The 16,669-nt window shown below is 38.8% G+C and carries 14 protein-coding genes, 1 pseudogene and 1 other annotated feature; of the genes and pseudogenes, 9 read left to right on the top strand and 6 right to left on the bottom strand.

Annotated elements, in window-relative coordinates; translation table 11 throughout:
- Positions 1-65: 65 nt before the first annotated feature.
- Positions 66-686 (bottom strand): L-threonylcarbamoyladenylate synthase, encoded by a 621-nt coding sequence (locus PSE72_RS01410; protein ID WP_115168281.1) that lies wholly within the window; start codon positions 684-686, stop codon positions 66-68.
- Between the two features lie 150 nt (positions 687-836).
- Entirely contained in the window at positions 837-1,733 is an 897-nt protein-coding gene (gene rnm, locus PSE72_RS01405) for an RNase RNM (RefSeq protein WP_272690868.1), read from the bottom strand.
- A gap of 139 nt (positions 1,734-1,872) precedes the next feature.
- Positions 1,873-1,974: a sequence feature (Trp leader region), on the top strand.
- 25 nt (positions 1,975-1,999) lie between these two features.
- Here rnm and PSE72_RS01400 point away from each other — a divergent pair.
- From PSE72_RS01400 to PSE72_RS01370, 6 genes and pseudogenes are all read left to right on the top strand, one after another.
- The gene (locus PSE72_RS01400; RefSeq protein WP_198641115.1) at positions 2,000-3,574 is read left to right on the top strand and encodes an anthranilate synthase component 1; all 1,575 of its coding nucleotides are present in this window, start codon (positions 2,000-2,002) and stop codon (positions 3,572-3,574) included.
- A pseudogene (trpD, locus tag PSE72_RS19910) lies at positions 3,574-5,208 on the top strand (bifunctional anthranilate synthase glutamate amidotransferase component TrpG/anthranilate phosphoribosyltransferase TrpD). The gene PSE72_RS01400 and the pseudogene trpD overlap by 1 nt, the downstream one beginning before the upstream one ends.
- A 1-nt stretch (position 5,209) precedes the next feature.
- Positions 5,210-6,586 carry a bifunctional indole-3-glycerol-phosphate synthase TrpC/phosphoribosylanthranilate isomerase TrpF gene (gene trpCF / locus PSE72_RS01385; protein ID WP_110731955.1) on the top strand — a complete coding sequence of 459 codons (1,377 nt, stop codon included), beginning with the start codon at positions 5,210-5,212 and terminating at the stop codon, positions 6,584-6,586.
- A 63-nt stretch (positions 6,587-6,649) separates the two neighbouring features.
- On the top strand, positions 6,650-7,840 hold the full coding sequence (gene trpB / locus PSE72_RS01380; RefSeq protein ID WP_115167204.1) for a tryptophan synthase subunit beta: 1,191 nt from the start codon (positions 6,650-6,652) through the stop codon (positions 7,838-7,840).
- Positions 7,840-8,646: a tryptophan synthase subunit alpha gene (trpA, locus tag PSE72_RS01375; RefSeq protein ID WP_115167203.1), complete on the top strand. Its 807-nt coding sequence runs from the start codon at positions 7,840-7,842 to the stop codon at positions 8,644-8,646. Before trpB ends, trpA begins: the two co-directional genes overlap by 1 nt.
- Before the next feature lie 317 nt (positions 8,647-8,963).
- Positions 8,964-9,965: a ShlB/FhaC/HecB family hemolysin secretion/activation protein gene (locus PSE72_RS01370; RefSeq protein WP_115167202.1), complete on the top strand. Its 1,002-nt coding sequence runs from the start codon at positions 8,964-8,966 to the stop codon at positions 9,963-9,965.
- Positions 9,966-10,309: 344 nt separating this feature from the next.
- Here PSE72_RS01370 and ompW read toward each other — a convergent pair whose 3' ends face one another.
- The gene (ompW, locus tag PSE72_RS01365) at positions 10,310-10,960 is read right to left on the bottom strand and encodes an outer membrane protein OmpW (RefSeq protein WP_115167201.1); all 651 of its coding nucleotides are present in this window, start codon (positions 10,958-10,960) and stop codon (positions 10,310-10,312) included.
- 404 nt (positions 10,961-11,364) lie between these two features.
- Here ompW and PSE72_RS01360 point away from each other — a divergent pair, with 404 nt between their 5' ends.
- Positions 11,365-12,117 carry a YciC family protein gene (locus tag PSE72_RS01360; RefSeq protein ID WP_115167200.1) on the top strand — a complete coding sequence of 251 codons (753 nt, stop codon included), beginning with the start codon at positions 11,365-11,367 and terminating at the stop codon, positions 12,115-12,117.
- 98 nt (positions 12,118-12,215) lie between these two features.
- Here the strand turns inward: PSE72_RS01360 and PSE72_RS01355 are convergent, their stop codons facing one another.
- Positions 12,216-14,018 (bottom strand): SulP family inorganic anion transporter, encoded by a 1,803-nt coding sequence (locus tag PSE72_RS01355; protein WP_115167199.1) that lies wholly within the window; start codon positions 14,016-14,018, stop codon positions 12,216-12,218.
- 225 nt (positions 14,019-14,243) lie between these two features.
- On the opposite strand from PSE72_RS01355, the gene PSE72_RS01350 reads away from it, so the two are divergent.
- Positions 14,244-14,801 carry a septation protein A gene (locus PSE72_RS01350; RefSeq protein ID WP_004911114.1) on the top strand — a complete coding sequence of 186 codons (558 nt, stop codon included), beginning with the start codon at positions 14,244-14,246 and terminating at the stop codon, positions 14,799-14,801.
- A gap of 59 nt (positions 14,802-14,860) precedes the next feature.
- Here PSE72_RS01350 and PSE72_RS01345 read toward each other — a convergent pair whose 3' ends face one another.
- Entirely contained in the window at positions 14,861-15,058 is a 198-nt protein-coding gene (locus tag PSE72_RS01345) for a YqaE/Pmp3 family membrane protein (RefSeq protein WP_004911118.1), read from the bottom strand.
- A gap of 289 nt (positions 15,059-15,347) precedes the next feature.
- On the opposite strand from PSE72_RS01345, the gene yciA reads away from it, so the two are divergent.
- Positions 15,348-15,776 (top strand): acyl-CoA thioester hydrolase YciA, encoded by a 429-nt coding sequence (yciA, locus tag PSE72_RS01340; protein ID WP_004911119.1) that lies wholly within the window; start codon positions 15,348-15,350, stop codon positions 15,774-15,776.
- 86 nt (positions 15,777-15,862) lie between these two features.
- On the opposite strand, the gene PSE72_RS01335 is transcribed toward yciA, so the two are convergent.
- A complete protein-coding gene (locus PSE72_RS01335; protein WP_115167198.1) occupies positions 15,863-16,582 on the bottom strand; it encodes a TonB family protein in 720 nt (239 codons plus the stop codon).
- Between the last annotated feature and the right edge of the window lie 87 nt (positions 16,583-16,669).

Genomic DNA, 16,669 nt, shown 5'->3' with positions numbered 1-16,669 from the left:
TATCGCACTTTCAATACGATTTTATTTAATTCCATGCTAAATCTTAGGCTTTTAGGTATTTGTATTTATTCAAAAGGCGTTGGGTCCCCTGTTCCGACGCGTGCCACAACAGGTGTATCATCAGTAAAGTCAATCACAGTTGTTGGTTTTTGCCCGATATAACCACCGTGTATAACTAAATCGACTTGTTTATCAAGTAAATCGCGAATTTCTTCAGGATCTGATTGCGTGAAATCATCGCCAGGCATAATCAAACTGGTTGACATCAAAGGTTCACCAACAGCTTCGAGTAAATCCCGAGCAATCGTGTTTGATGGCACACGTAAGCCAATGGTTTTACGTTTTTCATTCATTAAACGCCGTGGAACTTCTTTCGTTGCCCGTAAAATAAAGGTGTAATTACCTGGCGTATTATTTTTAATTAAACGGAAAACGGTGTTATCAACATGCGCGTAATTCGATAGCTCAGAGAGATCTCGACACATTAAAGTGAAATTATGGTTAGCATCAAGCTGACGGATACGACAAATACGTTGCAAAGCATCTTTTTCTTCTAAACGGCATCCAATGGCGTATCCTGAATCCGTAGGGTAAACAATGACACCGCCTTTATTTAGAATTTCAACACTCTGGCTAATCAGCCTTGCTTGAGGATTATCCGGATGGACATAAAAAAACTGGCTCATACATACCTCTAATTTTTGGGTATCGACAGCATCACCCGGCAAAAACACCTATAAATGCTACTATCTCTTAATTCCATGAGATGACCTACTCAGAAATAAATCATCACTTATAATAATTATTTTACACCGCATTATTAATACATCAATTAATTAGCTGCTTTTTACCGCATTCCAAAGCGTCCAGACTGCATTATCTTCATTTGGTAACCATAAATTTCGGCCAAGCTCTATCCAAGAACAAGGCCGATGAAAATCTGAACCCACCGATGTATGTAAATTTGCATTATTAGCTAATTCCGCTAAATACTGTTTTTCATGTGGCGGCTGCTGGCAATGAGAAACTTCCATGGCATCACCACCACACTGTTTAAAATACGCAACCAACCGTTTTAACCATTTATTGGATAATTGATATTTTGCAGGATGAGCTAATACCGCAATACCACCGGCCGCATGGATTGCGTCGATAGAATCTTGAATTGAGCACCACTTCGCAGGAACGTATCCTATTTTTCCTTTTGATAAATAACGCTTAAATACGTTATTAATGGTTTTTTCTTTACCTATTTTCACAATATACTGTGCAAAATGAGCCCGCGTTACCTGCCCACCACCAGAAATATGTTGCGCATTTTCCCATGCGTCATCAATTCCCGCTTTTTGTAATCGCCTGCCCATCTCAATACCACGCTCGAAACGACGTTCAGATTGTGCTTTCAACAATTGAGCCATAGCGGGGTGTGAAGGAGCAAAATTTAACCCGACAATATGTATTTCAATGTTTTCCCACAGTGTCGAAACTTCAACACCATTGACTAACTCAATTGGCCTTTCATTTTCAGTAAGGTAGCGACGAGCCTCAAATACACCTTCACAGGTATCGTGATCGGTGATCGCTAAAATATTAACCCCTTTTTCAATAGCACGTTCGATTAACTCTGCTGGAGTGAGGTCACCATCCGAAGCATTCGTATGGCTATGTAAGTCGTAGCGAGTCACTAATGGTAGCGAGGCTGTCGACATATTGATATCTTCTCCAATTTCCATGAAAAATTATTTTTCCTAATAAATTAACAAAGCCCTTGACATAAATAACTCGATCCAGTTTACTAGTACGCAAGATAGCTAAGGCTAAAAAACATCAGTTTATCCAGTGAGGCATACAATGACTTTATTTAACTTATCAAATCGTTGGTGGCGTGACTTCCCAGATTGGGCGGAAGCCGCACGCGCATAGTTATTGTATGTTTCAGTGCCAAACCCGCCCTTCATTGGCGGGTTTTTTATGTCAAAAATTAGCGTAAGGCAACATCATGAACGAACAAAACACCACATTAGCACATTTTAAGTATCTGGATAGCCCAATTAATTATCAGCCTGATCCTACATTATTATTTAATCATCTGTGTCATCAAGTTCCATCAACAATGCTGTTAGAGTCTGCTGAAATTAATAATAAAGCCAACTTGCAAAGCTTGCTGGTTGTCAACAGCGCGCTACGTATTCGTGCTTTTGGCCAACAAGTTGAAATAGACGCGTTGACGCCAAATGGTCAGGCTTTATTACCAAAGCTGTTAGCACAATTAACCCGTTTAATCACACATCATAGCATGCAAGAAAATAGCTTAACGGTAACGTTCAGCTCGCCAGCGAAAGATTTAGACGAAGACAGTCGTCTGAAGGCCGCATCTTGTTTAGACGTTTTACGTGCTCTGCCCGCTCTCGCACAAGCCTATTCAACAAAACCTGAAAACCTGTTTGTTGGTGGTTTGTTTGCATACGATTTAGTCGCCAGTTTTGAAGATTTACCCAAGGTGAATACCGTTAATCACTGCCCTGACTATTGTTTTTTTGTTGCTGAACATTATTTAGTGATCGACCACCAAAATCAGGCTGCTCGACTCAAAAGTTGCCTATTTACGCAAAATGAGCAAGATGTCGAAACGGTTACACAACGCCACGCACAAATTATAGCTTCGTGCCGTCCGTTCTTACCCGCACTTCCTTTAGCAACAGCACCTGATTTTGCGGTCTCGATAAACAAAAATGACCAACAATACGGGGAAATTGTCACCTCATTAAAAGAAGCCATATACCGTGGTGATATTTTTCAGGTTGTGCCTTCTCGTAAATTTACGATGCCATGCTCACATCCCTTAATTGCATATCAAAAACTCAAAGCACAAAACCCAAGCCCTTATATGTTCTACATGCAAGATGAAGCATTCACACTCTTTGGGGCTTCACCTGAAAGCGCGCTCAAATATGCAACAGCAAATCGCAAAGTGGAAATTTATCCTATCGCAGGAACCCGCCCTCGTGGGCGTAACGCGCAGGGTGAATTAGACCTCGACTTAGACAGCCGAATTGAACTTTCCATGCGCTCAGATGAAAAAGAACTCGCTGAACACATCATGTTAGTTGACTTAGCACGCAACGATTTAGCCCGTATTTGTGAAGCCGGTAGCCGTTACGTCGCCAACCTAACTAAGGTTGACCGTTACTCTTTCGTGATGCACTTAGTTTCTCATGTTGTGGGAACATTGCGCCAAGATTTAGATGTTTTTCATGCATACCAAGCTTGCATGAATATGGGGACTTTAACGGGTGCACCAAAGGTAAAAGCCATGCAACTGATTGCTCAATATGAGCAAGAACGCCGAGGGTCATACGGAGGAGCTGTAGGATATTTTCAAGGAAATGGTGATTTTGATACCTGTATCGTTATTCGCTCTGCGTACGTAGAAAATGGTATTGCCACTGTGCAAGCGGGAGGTGGTGTCGTTCTAGATTCCGTACCTCAAGCTGAAGCCGATGAAACCCGTAATAAGGCACGTGCAGTGATCCGTGCAATTGCCCAAGCACATCAAGTTAAGGAGTTATTCTAATGGCGAACATTTTACTGCTCGATAACGTTGACTCCTTTACTTATAACCTAGTAGACCAACTGCGCGCAGGTGGCCATAACGTGGTTATTTATCGCAATACAGTCAATGTAGAACATATTTTATCTGTATTAAATCAAATGATTTCACCGATACTAGTCTTATCACCCGGCCCTGGTAAACCGAGTGAAGCAGGTTCAATGCCAGAAGTATTAATGCGAGTAAAAGGCAAAATTCCTGTTATTGGTATTTGCTTAGGTCACCAAGCCATCGTTGAAGCTTATGGCGGAACGGTTTCAGCTGCTGGTGAAATTTTGCATGGTAAATCTTCGATTGCCACACATGATGGTTTAGCTATGTTTAATCATCTTGAAAACCCAATATCAGTGGCGCGTTACCACTCTCTTGTTGGTAGCCAAATTCCGGAAAGCTTAACCATTTGTGCCCATTCAAATGGCATGGTCATGGCTGTACGTAATGATAGCGATAGAGTTTGTGGATTCCAATTTCATCCCGAATCCATTTTAACAACGCAAGGTAAACAGTTGCTAGAAAACACTGTGGCATGGGCTCTTTCTACTCCCAATGCAACCGAACCTACTCATTCGCACTAACGGAATACTAAAGAGCCAATTATGCAAAATATTTATGATAAGTTATTTAAAGCGCAACCACTGACTCAACAAGAAAGCCAGTACTTGTTTAATGCTATTATTCAAGGCGAATTAACAGAACCTCAATTAGCTGCTGTGTTAATCAGTATGAAAATGCGAGGTGAACAACCGCAAGAAATTGCTGGAGCCGCGTTAGCTTGTTTAGAGAATGCACAGCCATTTCCCCGCCCTGACTACCCATTCAGCGACATCGTTGGCACTGGGGGAGATGGCGCAAATAGTATCAATATTTCCACAGCAAGCGCATTCGTTGCTGCTGAATGTGGGATTAAAGTGGCGAAACACGGTAATCGAAGTGTTTCGAGCCGTTCAGGTTCTTCGGATTTACTTGCCGCCTTTGGTATCGCCTTAGACCTCAGTGCGCAAAGTGCTCGTGACGCATTAGATGAGCTTGGTGTTTGTTTTTTATTCGCACCACAATACCACAGTGGGTTCCGTCATGCTGCCCCTGTGCGTACTCAACTAAAAACTCGAACGTTATTTAATGTATTGGGGCCATTAATTAATCCAGCTCGCCCACCGATTGCCCTTATCGGTGTGTACCAAGGATCATTGGTAAAACCTGTGTCTGAAACACTACAGATGCTTGGTTTTACCCGTGCAGCTGTGGTACACAGTGGAGGGATGGATGAAGTTTCATTACATGCAGTCACTCAAGTCGCTGAATTAAAAGATGGCAAAGTACAACATTATCAATTAACTGCTGATGATTTTGGGCTAGCACCATATCAATTACGCGACTTAGAAGGCGGTACACCTGATGAAAACCGCGTATTGCTTAGTGATTTACTTCAAGGCCATGGCCAAGCGGCTCACGAAGCGGCTGTAGCGGCCAATGTTGCCATGCTGATGCGTATTAATGGCCATGAAGATTTAAAACAAAACAGCGAACACGCACTTGCAATTATTCGTAGCGGTAAAGCATTTGACCGCGTTACAGCTCTCGCGGCAAGGAACCAATAAAATGAAAGCGACAGTCTTACAAAAAATTGTTGATGATAAAGTTGACTATTTAATTGAACGCAAAGCCAAGCAGCCGTTAGAAAGCTTTATTGCTGAAGTTCAGCCTAGCCAGCGTAGTTTCTATAACGCACTAAGCGCTAAACGCCCTGTTTTTATTTTAGAGTGCAAAAAAGCGTCTCCTTCAAAGGGTTTGATCCGTGCTGATTTCGACCCTGCGATGATAGCCAAGACATATGCACCTTATGCGAGTGCGATTTCCGTTCTCACCGATGAAAAATATTTTCAAGGCAATATGGATTACTTAACGATTGTCAGTAATACCGTAAAGCAACCCGTATTATGCAAAGATTTTATCATTGACCCATACCAAATCTATCTTGCACGTTACTACCAAGCAGATGCCATTTTACTGATGTTATCTGTCTTAAATGATGATGAATATATCGCATTGGCTGAAGTTGCTCACCAACTGAGTATGGGGATATTAACGGAAGTCAGTAATGAAGAAGAATTAGAGCGAGCAATTCGGTTAAAAGCCAAAGTGGTTGGCATCAATAACCGGGATTTACGCGACCTTTCTATTGATTTAAATCGGACTCGTGAGCTCGCGCCTCGCTTAGCAAAAGAAACGATAGTGATCAGTGAGTCAGGCATTCATCAACACCAACATATTCAGTCACTGAGACAGTTTGCAAATGGTTTTTTAATTGGTAGCGCACTAATGGAGCAAGCTGACTTAGATAAAGCCATTCGAAACCTGCTAGTTGGGGAACATAAAGTCTGTGGTTTAACCCGCGAACAAGATGCAAAAGCCGCATTTAAAGCAGGAGCACACTACGGTGGATTAATTTTTGCTGAAACCTCCCCGAGAAAAGTGACGTTGTCACAGGCGCAAACTATCATCCATGCTGCGCCGTTAAAATATGTCGGTGTTTTCCGTAATCAGTCCGCCGATTTTGTTGCCCATATTGCCAAACAGCTTGCGTTATCTGCGGTGCAACTACATGGTGAAGAAGACTCTGCTTATATCAATACGTTAAAAACATTTTTACCAAACTACTGTGAAGTTTGGAAAGCGCTTGATATGTCAAGAACAACTTTAAATGACTATGACACACAAGACATTGATGTGTTACTACTGGATAACGGACAAGGTGGCACTGGTAAAACCTTCAATTGGTCAGAAATCCCTTCATCTGCAACACAAAAAATAATGATTGCGGGGGGACTTACACCAGATAACTGCCTAGATGCTGCAAAGTTACTGTGCAACGGATTAGACTTTAATTCAGGGGTTGAAATTGAACCCGGTATAAAAAGTGAACAAAAAATAAATTTGGTGTTGTCAGCGTTGTTAGCCGAATCAACGGCTCACTAATACACAACGAAAAGATAAAACTCCAACACCAATTAATGTAACTGTTAAAATGGACAATAAATAATGAGTAAATTAGATCCGTATTTTGGCGAGTTTGGTGGGCAATATGTCCCAGAAATTCTGATCCCTGCATTAAATCAATTAGAAGACGCGTTTATCGACGCACAGAATGATGCTGAGTTTATTCGTGAATTTCACGACTTACTAAAAAATTATGCAGGTCGCCCTACTGCACTAACATTATGTAAAAACTTAACTGCCGGTACGAAAACAAAACTCTATTTAAAACGCGAAGATTTACTGCACGGCGGCGCCCATAAAACCAACCAAGTATTAGGCCAAGCGCTACTGGCTAAGCGAATGGGAAAAAACGAAATTATTGCAGAAACCGGTGCTGGGCAACATGGAGTTGCAACCGCACTGGCTTGTGCATTATTGAATATGAAATGCCGTATCTACATGGGCGCTAAAGATGTTGAACGCCAGTCTCCCAATGTATTTCGTATGAAATTAATGGGTGCTGAAGTTATATCTGTTCATAGCGGTTCGGCAACCTTGAAAGATGCGTGTAATGAAGCATTAAGGGACTGGTCTGGCAGCTATGATAAAGCTCATTATTTATTAGGAACTGCGGCGGGTCCACACCCTTACCCAACAATTGTACGTGAATTCCAACGTATGATTGGTGATGAAGCAAAACAACAAATTCTTGAAAAAGAAGGCCGTTTACCCGATGCTGTCGTTGCCTGTATTGGTGGTGGCTCAAATGCAATCGGTTTATTTGCCTCTTTTATTCCAGAAGAAAATGTGAAACTAATTGGTGTTGAACCTGCTGGATTAGGTATTGAATCAGGCCAACATGGTGCGCCATTAAAACATGGTCGTGTTGGGATTTATTTCGGTATGAAATCACCGATGATGCAAACTAGTGAAGGTCAAATTGAAGAGTCATATTCCATCTCTGCAGGATTAGATTTTCCTTCTGTTGGACCTCAACATGCTCATTTAAATAGTATTGGTCGCGCAGAATATGTTTCGATTACCGATGATGAAGCCCTGAATGCTTTTAAATTGTTATCACGTAAAGAAGGGATTATTCCAGCATTAGAATCTTCTCATGCCCTCGCATATGCATTAAAAATGGCAGAGCAAGAACCCAATAAAGAACAATTATTAATCGTCAATTTGTCTGGCCGTGGTGATAAAGATATTTTTACAGTGCATGATATTTTAGCCAGCAGAGGAGAAATTTAATGGAACGTTATACCCAACTTTTTAAACGTTTAACTCACGATAACCAAGGGGCATTTGTTCCATTTGTCACTTTAGGTGACCCTGATGCTGAATTATCATTAAACATTGTTGATGCTTTGATTGCTGGTGGCGCTGATGCATTAGAGATTGGTATTCCATTTTCTGATCCATTGGCTGATGGTCCAACCATCCAAAATGCAAATTTACGCGCATTTCAAAGTGAAATCACCCCGACAATTTGTTTCGAATTATTAAGTCGAATTAGAGAGAAACACCCTACTGTTCCTATTGGTTTATTAGTGTATGCAAATTTAGTCTTTACCAATGGAATTGAAAGTTTTTATATTCGCTGTGAAAAAGCTGGTGTTGATTCTGTATTAGTTGCAGATGTCCCGATGTCCGAATCACAGCCATTTCGTGAAGCTGCGTTGGCACACAACATTGCTCCCATTTTTATTTGCCCACCCAATGCCAATGATGAATTACTACAACAAATTGGGGAATATAGCCAAGGTTATACTTATTTGTTATCACGTGCAGGCGTAACAGGCACAGAAAAACGCGCTGAAACGCCATTAGCTCATTTATTGAGTCAATTAAATCAGTATAACGCGGCTCCTGCCCTACAAGGTTTTGGGATATCTGAACCTAAACAAGTCAAAGAAGCGATTAAAAATGGTGCAGCAGGTGCAATTTCTGGTTCCGCCGTGGTTAAAATCATCGAAAACAACTTAAATCGCCCTGATGTTATGCTTACATCATTAACTGAGTTTGTTGCAAAAATGAAAGCAGCAACACAGAAATAGGCTAAACAATAAATAGTAATCAAGTCATACTTAAGTTTATTGGCTTGATTACTTAAATCATATAATTAAATTTTGTCTGGGCGATTTTCAATCCTTTTAACGTTATTTTTAGAAATATTATTTAAATATATTCAGTATTTTTCAGTTTAAAATCCCTCAAATAGTTCAAAATAACTAATCATAATATATAAATCACCAATATTAAAATTAACAGATACGCGTTATTATACTAGTACTTTCTCTTATTATATCTGTGGCGGAGTAAACATTACCATTTGATTAAATTAGTATTTTTCGCACTGGATATATAAAACACTATTTACAATAACTCTGGAAGTCGCCAAACGGGTAAAGACCAAGTTGGAGTAACTCTGTATGCTAATAACCTAACGAGCTTAAACGATACCTTATATGTCTCCGCCGGAAAAGATGCAAAAAACCAAGCACGAAACAGCACCAGTAATGCTTCTATTTATTATGCTGTTCCCTATAATTATTGGCTTTTCTCATTGTACGCAAGTAAAAGTGACTATAAACAAACTATTAATGACTCTGTACTTAGCTATAAATATTATGGTGACAGTAAATATTATAACGCTACGGCCAGTAATGTTTTTTTGCGCGGCCAAACGTTTAAAGATACAGCGTCAATCCAATTGATTAAAAGAAAATCAAAATATAAGTTGGAGGATGTCAGCCTACTTTCCCAACAACGAGACCTTACCAGCCTTAAACTGGGTATTAGCCATCGTCAAAATATCAACAATTCTACCATTGATGCATCATTATACCATCAACGTAACGTACCTTGGTTTGGTGCCGAAGAAAGTTGGGATATGAAATATGGTGATGTCAGCACAATGAGCCGTGTTTATACTGCCGATATTTCGGGAATGTTCCCCTTCTCATTTGACAATTTTATTATGAGTTATAACCCACAACTGTTTGTACAATATTCACGAGACCGTTTAACTATTCAAGATCAATTTTCGTTAGGTAGCCGTTGGACTGTTCGTGGTTTCGATGAAGAGTTTTCACTGATCGGTGATAAGGGGTTTTACCTGCGTAATGAGTTTAACTTTTATATTCCTGGCTTTTCCTTTTATCCCTATTACGCTATTGACTATGGTCGAATACTTGGGGGGGGTTATCCGCTAGATCTCTATTCTGATGACCAACTATTAGTAACGGCTATTGGTATGAGAGGTAATGTTAATATATTCAGCTATGACTTATTTTTAGGTGTGCCACTTTATAAACCTGATGAATATGAAACTAGTAGCGTCAATGCGGGGTTAAATGTGCAATGGTTTTGGTAAGTTAATATCTTAAAATTTAATCATACCTTAAAGCTGAATATCACTCCTATATTCGGCTTTTTATTTTTATGTAGATAATGCCGATATTTTGTTATTCAATCTTATTTATCTTAATAAAATAAGATAACCAATAAGTGTATTTACTTTATTATCACGCTATACACCAATTAATATATTATACCATCATCAATCTTTATGGTTATTATTTTACTGCCAGGTTGTTAAATATATGTTTGTAGTTCATGGAAATTGAAAAATCCGAGAATACGAATATTCTCGGATTTCCTACTTCACTCTAATCCATCAGAATTCAGGTATTACCTGTATTGCATCCTATCAAATTCTTAGAAACGGTAACCCGCACCGAACATAAATACAAATGGGTCTAAACGAGTATCAACTTTATACTGTTCGCCACCTGCTTTAAATTTCACATCCGTTTCAATATTCATCCACCAAACAGAGGCGTTTAACATCCAGTTATCGGTCAGCATGTAGTCCATACCAGCTTGTGCTGCAAAGCCCCATGAGCTTGATAAGTCTAGATCAGATAAACCTGCCGTCTTTCCTGTTGAGTTAAATTTCTCATCAAAGAAGAAGGTATAGTTAACACCCGCACCTAAATAAGGACGTAATTTATCTTCTTTACTACCAAAATAATATTGTGCCATTAATGTTGGTGGTAAATGTTTAACTGTTGCAATATTACCTGTTGGGCCTGTGCCAACTTTATGCTCAAACGGAGTTGCTGCTAATAATTCCACACCGATATTATCAGTGATCATATACCCAAAAGTTAAACCTAATTGAGTATTATTATTCGCTCCAAACGTACCTAAATTACCTAAACCATTAATCTTAACATCATCTCCTCCAACATTAGGTCTGACTGTAGCAGTACCCGCGCGGAAAAGAAAGTCGCCAGCTTCATGAGCAATAGAAACTGCTGGAGCTAAAGTTGCAGCAGCTAATACAAGCGCAGTGAGTTTTTTCATTATCAATCCCATTCCTGTGTTTTTATTTTAGGAAAATATACCGCATTATTTAAATTGATGTTCAAATCAAGATCACATCTTTTACTAATTTAGAGGTAAACCAATAAATATGGATTTATTATTTCATTTATTATTTTTTTAATTTTGATTTAAATCAATTTTTGGAAGATAACTAACAAAATAAAAATTTGATTTCGAAATATATATATTTATTCCGAAACTTAAACATATATTAAAAATACAACTTATATAGTTTCATTTCTTTGGTTAATTAAATTCAATCATTATGTCTATTATATTTTTCTTAACCCCCCGAATTTTATTATCTTTCTCTACCTCTAGGCGTGATACTCGGTTACAATTGGCATAAATTTTTGATCCCGTTTGTAGATAGGAGCAGTGTCATGTCCATTTCGGCCAACTCACTCATTAGTGATAGTATCAATTTCTTTAAAAATCAATTGAGTGGCCTCTTCACCATCGTGCTTTTAGCCACCGTAGTGAGCCTCGTTATCTATGCGGTGATGATCCCAAGTGAACAGATGATAGGTGTTCTGGCACAAGCACAAAGCCAGATGATTGAATCTGGTAATTCGGGGTTACAAGACTGGATTTTAGGTCTATCTGAAGAAGATAAAAGTAGTATTTTGCGTGTTTCTTTCGGGTTGATCCTCTCCGTCACTTTTGGAAGTTTGTTCCTTATTTGTGGTACATTGTCCTATATCTCTGGTATGTCTCGCGGTGAAGATATTACAGGGCTACAGGCAATAACATCATCACTGAACAAAGCACCTTCTATGTTCCTTTTATTGGTCGTCTGTTCTCTGCTTATCCAGTTAGGTATCACAATTATGGTTCTACCTGGTATTGTCTTAGCCATTGGTTTTTCCTTAGCACCAGCGATTTTAATAACAGAACGTACCAACCCTTTCAGTGCGATGGGAAAAAGCTGGAAAATGGCTTATGCAAATTGGCGTGTTGCCTTACCGATGATTTTAATTTGGATGGCTGCTCAAATGCTTATTAGTGTTCTGTTGGGGAACCTTAACATGAATCATATTGTTATTAATGGTATCTCTTTTTTACTCAACAATATTGTAGCAGCATTCGCTTTAATTTACTTTTATCGTTTATATATGCTAATCACTAAAAATTAATTTTCCGCAGATAACACAAAGCGGGAAAAACAACGCATTTATCCCGCTTTGGCAATAACCTCAGGTATCAAAAGATACCTTTTTATTTACGTTATTTTTTAAGTATTATCTGAGCGAATATCCGTCGGTGTAATTCGATTTTCACAATCATGTTCCAATATGCCGAGATCTTTTTGACATTCTTGTGCTTTTCTTTCTTCAACGCATTTCATTTGAATTTGTTGCTTACTTTGAATTAAACGGATTGCAAAATAGATATCCGGTACCACTAATAAGTCATCATCTGAACGATTGATTTTATTTTGTTCTAGCCAACGATTAAGCGACGTTCTGCGCCCTGCTAATACTAAAGTCACCCCTTTCGCCTTCAACGATGTCACAATATCATTCAACGTGGAAAATACGCTCACATCATTGTGTGTGAAGCTGACCGCAGCATCCACAATCACCCAAGCAGGCCTCTTCCGCTGATTATCTAAATGTTTATTTAAACGTTCTTTAAAGTAATTCACATTGAAATAGGTAAGTGGGGAATTGAAACGATAAATCAGGACGCCATCAACTTCTTGAATATCATTTTCTGATGTCATCGAATGCAACATACCATGTTCATCAACGCCTAGTAGTTGATCTGTAGGTCTAAATATAATTCGGATAAACTGCAACAAACCTAATAAAACAGCTAAGCCTACACCACTAATCAAACCAACCACCAGCACTGCACATAGCGTGAAAATACATAAGAAAAAAGCTTCTCTATTGCGTTTTCGCATTGATAAAATACTGCGAAAACTAAGTAATGAGTAAGTTGAAATAATTAAAACTATCCCTAAAGCAGGCATAGGGATATATTCCAATAAATTTATGGAGAAAAGTAATACAGCTAAGATGGTTACCGCGGCAACAAGAGAAACTAGTTGTGTTTTCCCGCCCATCATATCATTAACTGCTGTACGGCTACTTGCAGCGCTAACTGCAAAGCCCTGACCAAAAGCAGAAGCAATATTTGCCATTCCTAACGCTTTTAGTTCTTGGTCTGCATCAACGGTATAACCGTTCTTGCTCGCAAAGCTACGAGCCGTCATCATAAAACTAACAAAACTGATCACTGCCAAGTTTAATGATGGAATGACAAGATCTCGGAGTAAGCCCGGTGGAAAATCCGGCATTGGGATATACGGGAGCCCTTCACCTAAACTCCCAACAGTGCTAATACCATATTGCTCGAGATTAAATAGGATACTTGCCGCTGTTGCCAATACCATTGCAATTAATAACGATGGCCACTTACTACGCACTCGCTTAATCACTAAGGTAACGACCAATGTCGCAATGGCAACTAATAATGTCGGAATATGTGTTTCCGCTAACGCTAATGGTAATGCTATTAAGCGTTCAATAAACCCTGAAGGTAACGTACTGATACCAAATACTTTACTAATTTGGCTGACGATAATCGTGAGAGCAACCCCATTTAATAAGCCCTGTAATATCGGTCTGGATAAAAAATCGGCAAAAGTTCCTAAGCGAAATTTCGCTGCAATCAAACACCAAACCCCAGTCATAAAACTCATGACAATAATCAGCTGCCAACGAACAGTTTCATCCCCCATGGCAAGAGGTGCGACTGCGGCTGCAATTACAGCACATGTAGCGGCATCAGGACCAATAATCAATTGTTTAGACGTACCAAACAATGCATAAAAAAACATCGGTAAAATACACGAGTATAACCCGACAATCGCATTCACCCCCATTAACTCAGCATAGGCAATAGCAACGGGCAAGGCAACTGCAGCGACAGATAGGCCAGCTTTAACATCAGAACCTAAATCTGAACGTTGATAGTTAAATAACGTTTTTAAACCTGGCATCCAGACAAATAGCTGTGCCTTTATCATCGGGGAAAAGTACCTATAAATTAGCAAGTTAAATTATTTTATATACTATATATATCCGAACTAATAAAGTTTATCTAGAAGTAAGTCAAATAATCGTAAAATAGTGCAAATATGATTGGTAACAAAGCATGTTTATTGGTAAAAAGGTGCAAACTTTTAACAATTAAAGCCAAAATCGGTTAAACTACTCCATTATCTTTACGTTGAGGCGCTGTATTCACTGTTATGAAACAACTTATTGATTTTATTCCTTTGATAATCTTTTTTATTGTCTATAAAAGATACGATATTTTCTATGCGAGTGGCGCATTAATGGTGACCACTCCTTTAGCGTTATTAGCAACTTATCTTATTTATAAGAAAGTTGAAAAAGTTGCAAAAATTACCTGTGCAATCGTAATGGGTTTTGCGGCTTTAACTCTTATTTTCCATAGTGATGCATTCATTAAATGGAAAGTCACTATTATCTATGCTGCATTTGCTGGTGCATTACTCTTTAGCCAATGGTTTACTGAAAAACCACTCATTCAGCGCATGTTAGGCAGTAACCAAGAAATAAAACTTGCAGATAGTTATTGGAATAAACTTAATAGTGCATGGGCTATTTTCTTTATTTTCTGTGCACTTCTAAATATTTATGTTGCTTTCTGGATGGCTCAAGATATCTGGGTTAACTTCAAAGTCTTTGGTCTGACAGCAGGAACATTAATATTTACAGTACTGAGTGTGGTCTATATTTTTAAAAATATGGTTAAAGAGCCTGCAGAAAAACACGAAGAATAATTTATAAATAGAGTTAAAAACCTGCTAATTGCATCTCGCTTAGCAGGTTTTTTTATATGTTAATAACGCTTGTCACCAAATGCTTTTTCAATTTTTTTATCTGTATTGTACTGTGATAATGCATATACCGACCAAATGGCGGCTGGTAACCAACCAATCAACGTGATCTGCAAAATTAAGCAAATGATCCCAGCAAAAGGGCGCCCTATCGTAAAAAATTGCAACCAAGGTAATAATATTGCCAATAACAATCTCATTTCATACCTCTAAATTAATCAATAATATTCATAATACTGAGTATAGCTAATTCAATCAGCTGACTAAATATAAAAAACACTTCTTGCTTTTTCTTTGCAAAAGTTGAGCTTTTTATCATATTTAGAAGCTGTTTATTAATAATAGGTATCATATTTGTCTTATTTTTGCAGCAATTCACTCAAATAGTCATTATCAATCAATAAGTACGAGGTTCAGGTTTACTATTGCCTATGTAATTTGCTATAAATGCAAAATCAAAAGTAATAACCCTTTTAATAAGAGTCTGATATGCAATTGCCGAACGGTGAGTTGGTTTTACGTACATTAGCCATGCCCGCAGATACTAATGCGAATGGTGATATTTTTGGTGGCTGGCTGATGTCACAAATGGATATAGGTGGGGCTATATTAGCGAAAGAAATTGCGCTAGGACGAGTAGTTACTGTAGCGGTAAATGGGATTAAATTTCAAAAGCCTGTTGCCGTAGGTGATGTTGTTTGTTGCTACGCACGCTGCCTAAAAACAGGGAAAAGCTCAATTACAATTAATATTGAAGTTTGGGTAAAAAAAGTAGCAACCGAGCCCGTTGGTCACCGCTATCGTGCAACTGATGCTGTATTTACCTATGTTGCCGTTAATGACGATAGTACCTCTCGTTCATTACCCAAAGAAAAGCAGCATTTTCAATTAGCAAGTTCTGAGCAACACGCAGACTAAACTTTAATACCTATATTAAGATAGAGACAAAACAAAAAGCACCTCATTGATTAAAGGTGCTTTTTTATTTTGCTAGAAAAGAATACTTATACTTGGCTGACGGTTCCATCCAATTTGAAATAAATTTCGGTCACATAGCCTTTTGCAGGTTGCTTTTCAAAAGTCCAACGGTTCATAGCACGTTTGACATCCCGCTCGAATAACCCTTTAGGTGAAGCTTCAACAAATTCAATATTTGTCACTCGCCCACCATCATCAATATCATAACGAACTTTCACATACCCTTCTTTCCCTAAACGACGTGCACGTTCAGGGTAGGAAGGTGCTTGTTTATGTAGAGCTCTAGGGCCGCCTTTTTTAGTTGATTGACTATTGCTTGCCCCTGTATTGTTTGCGGTCTTTATTGGGCTATTATTCGTTTTCGGTGCAGTAACATCTGATTTAAGATTATTCATAGCCAATTGCTTTTCAACCGGCTTAACATCTTCTTTAATCTTTTTCTTTTCTTCCTGTTTTGGCTTAGGTTTTTTCTTCACCTCAGGCTTTTTCTTAGGCAATGCAATAACGGGTTCAACCACCGGTTCAGGCTCTGGCTCAATAACGGGTTCAGGTTCTGGCTCTACCGGTGTTTCAACCTGCTCAACAGGTTCAGAAGCAGGTTCAGGGGCAGCAAAAGCAACCATAGCAATCGTCAATGGCTCAGGATCTCTGGCTAAATTAGGTTGATTAAAAATCCATGCCATTGCAAGGCCTGCATGAATAGATAATGAAATGACGATAATTAAAGTCCAACGCATCCAACGCATATGCAATTTCTACCCTACACCTGTCTACCAAAAAGAATATGACTGATAGTTTAAATGCAAATAGCAATCATATTCAATAAGGTTTGT

The organism is Providencia sp. PROV116 (assembly GCF_028482485.1).
Classification (GTDB): domain Bacteria; phylum Pseudomonadota; class Gammaproteobacteria; order Enterobacterales; family Enterobacteriaceae; genus Providencia; species Providencia rettgeri.
The sequence above is the reverse complement of the archived record's forward strand: the minus strand, read 5'-3'. Positions and strand labels throughout refer to the sequence as shown.

What these genes read in the sequence shown, in the direction of transcription:
- PSE72_RS01410 (WP_115168281.1), bottom strand. Translation starts at nt 686, where the DNA reads ATGAGCCAGTTTTTTTATGTCCATCCGGATAATCCTCAAGCAAGGCTG.
- rnm (WP_272690868.1), bottom strand. Translation starts at nt 1,733, where the DNA reads ATGGAAATTGGAGAAGATATCAATATGTCGACAGCCTCGCTACCATTA.
- PSE72_RS01400 (WP_198641115.1), top strand. Translation starts at nt 2,000, where the DNA reads ATGAACGAACAAAACACCACATTAGCACATTTTAAGTATCTGGATAGC.
- trpCF (WP_110731955.1), top strand. Translation starts at nt 5,210, where the DNA reads ATGAAAGCGACAGTCTTACAAAAAATTGTTGATGATAAAGTTGACTAT.
- trpB (WP_115167204.1), top strand. Translation starts at nt 6,650, where the DNA reads ATGAGTAAATTAGATCCGTATTTTGGCGAGTTTGGTGGGCAATATGTC.
- trpA (WP_115167203.1), top strand. Translation starts at nt 7,840, where the DNA reads ATGGAACGTTATACCCAACTTTTTAAACGTTTAACTCACGATAACCAA.
- ompW (WP_115167201.1), bottom strand. Translation starts at nt 10,960, where the DNA reads ATGAAAAAACTCACTGCGCTTGTATTAGCTGCTGCAACTTTAGCTCCA.
- PSE72_RS01360 (WP_115167200.1), top strand. Translation starts at nt 11,365, where the DNA reads ATGTCCATTTCGGCCAACTCACTCATTAGTGATAGTATCAATTTCTTT.
- PSE72_RS01355 (WP_115167199.1), bottom strand. Translation starts at nt 14,018, where the DNA reads ATGATAAAGGCACAGCTATTTGTCTGGATGCCAGGTTTAAAAACGTTA.
- PSE72_RS01350 (WP_004911114.1), top strand. Translation starts at nt 14,244, where the DNA reads ATGAAACAACTTATTGATTTTATTCCTTTGATAATCTTTTTTATTGTC.
- PSE72_RS01345 (WP_004911118.1), bottom strand. Translation starts at nt 15,058, where the DNA reads ATGAGATTGTTATTGGCAATATTATTACCTTGGTTGCAATTTTTTACG.
- yciA (WP_004911119.1), top strand. Translation starts at nt 15,348, where the DNA reads ATGCAATTGCCGAACGGTGAGTTGGTTTTACGTACATTAGCCATGCCC.
- PSE72_RS01335 (WP_115167198.1), bottom strand. Translation starts at nt 16,582, where the DNA reads ATGCGTTGGATGCGTTGGACTTTAATTATCGTCATTTCATTATCTATT.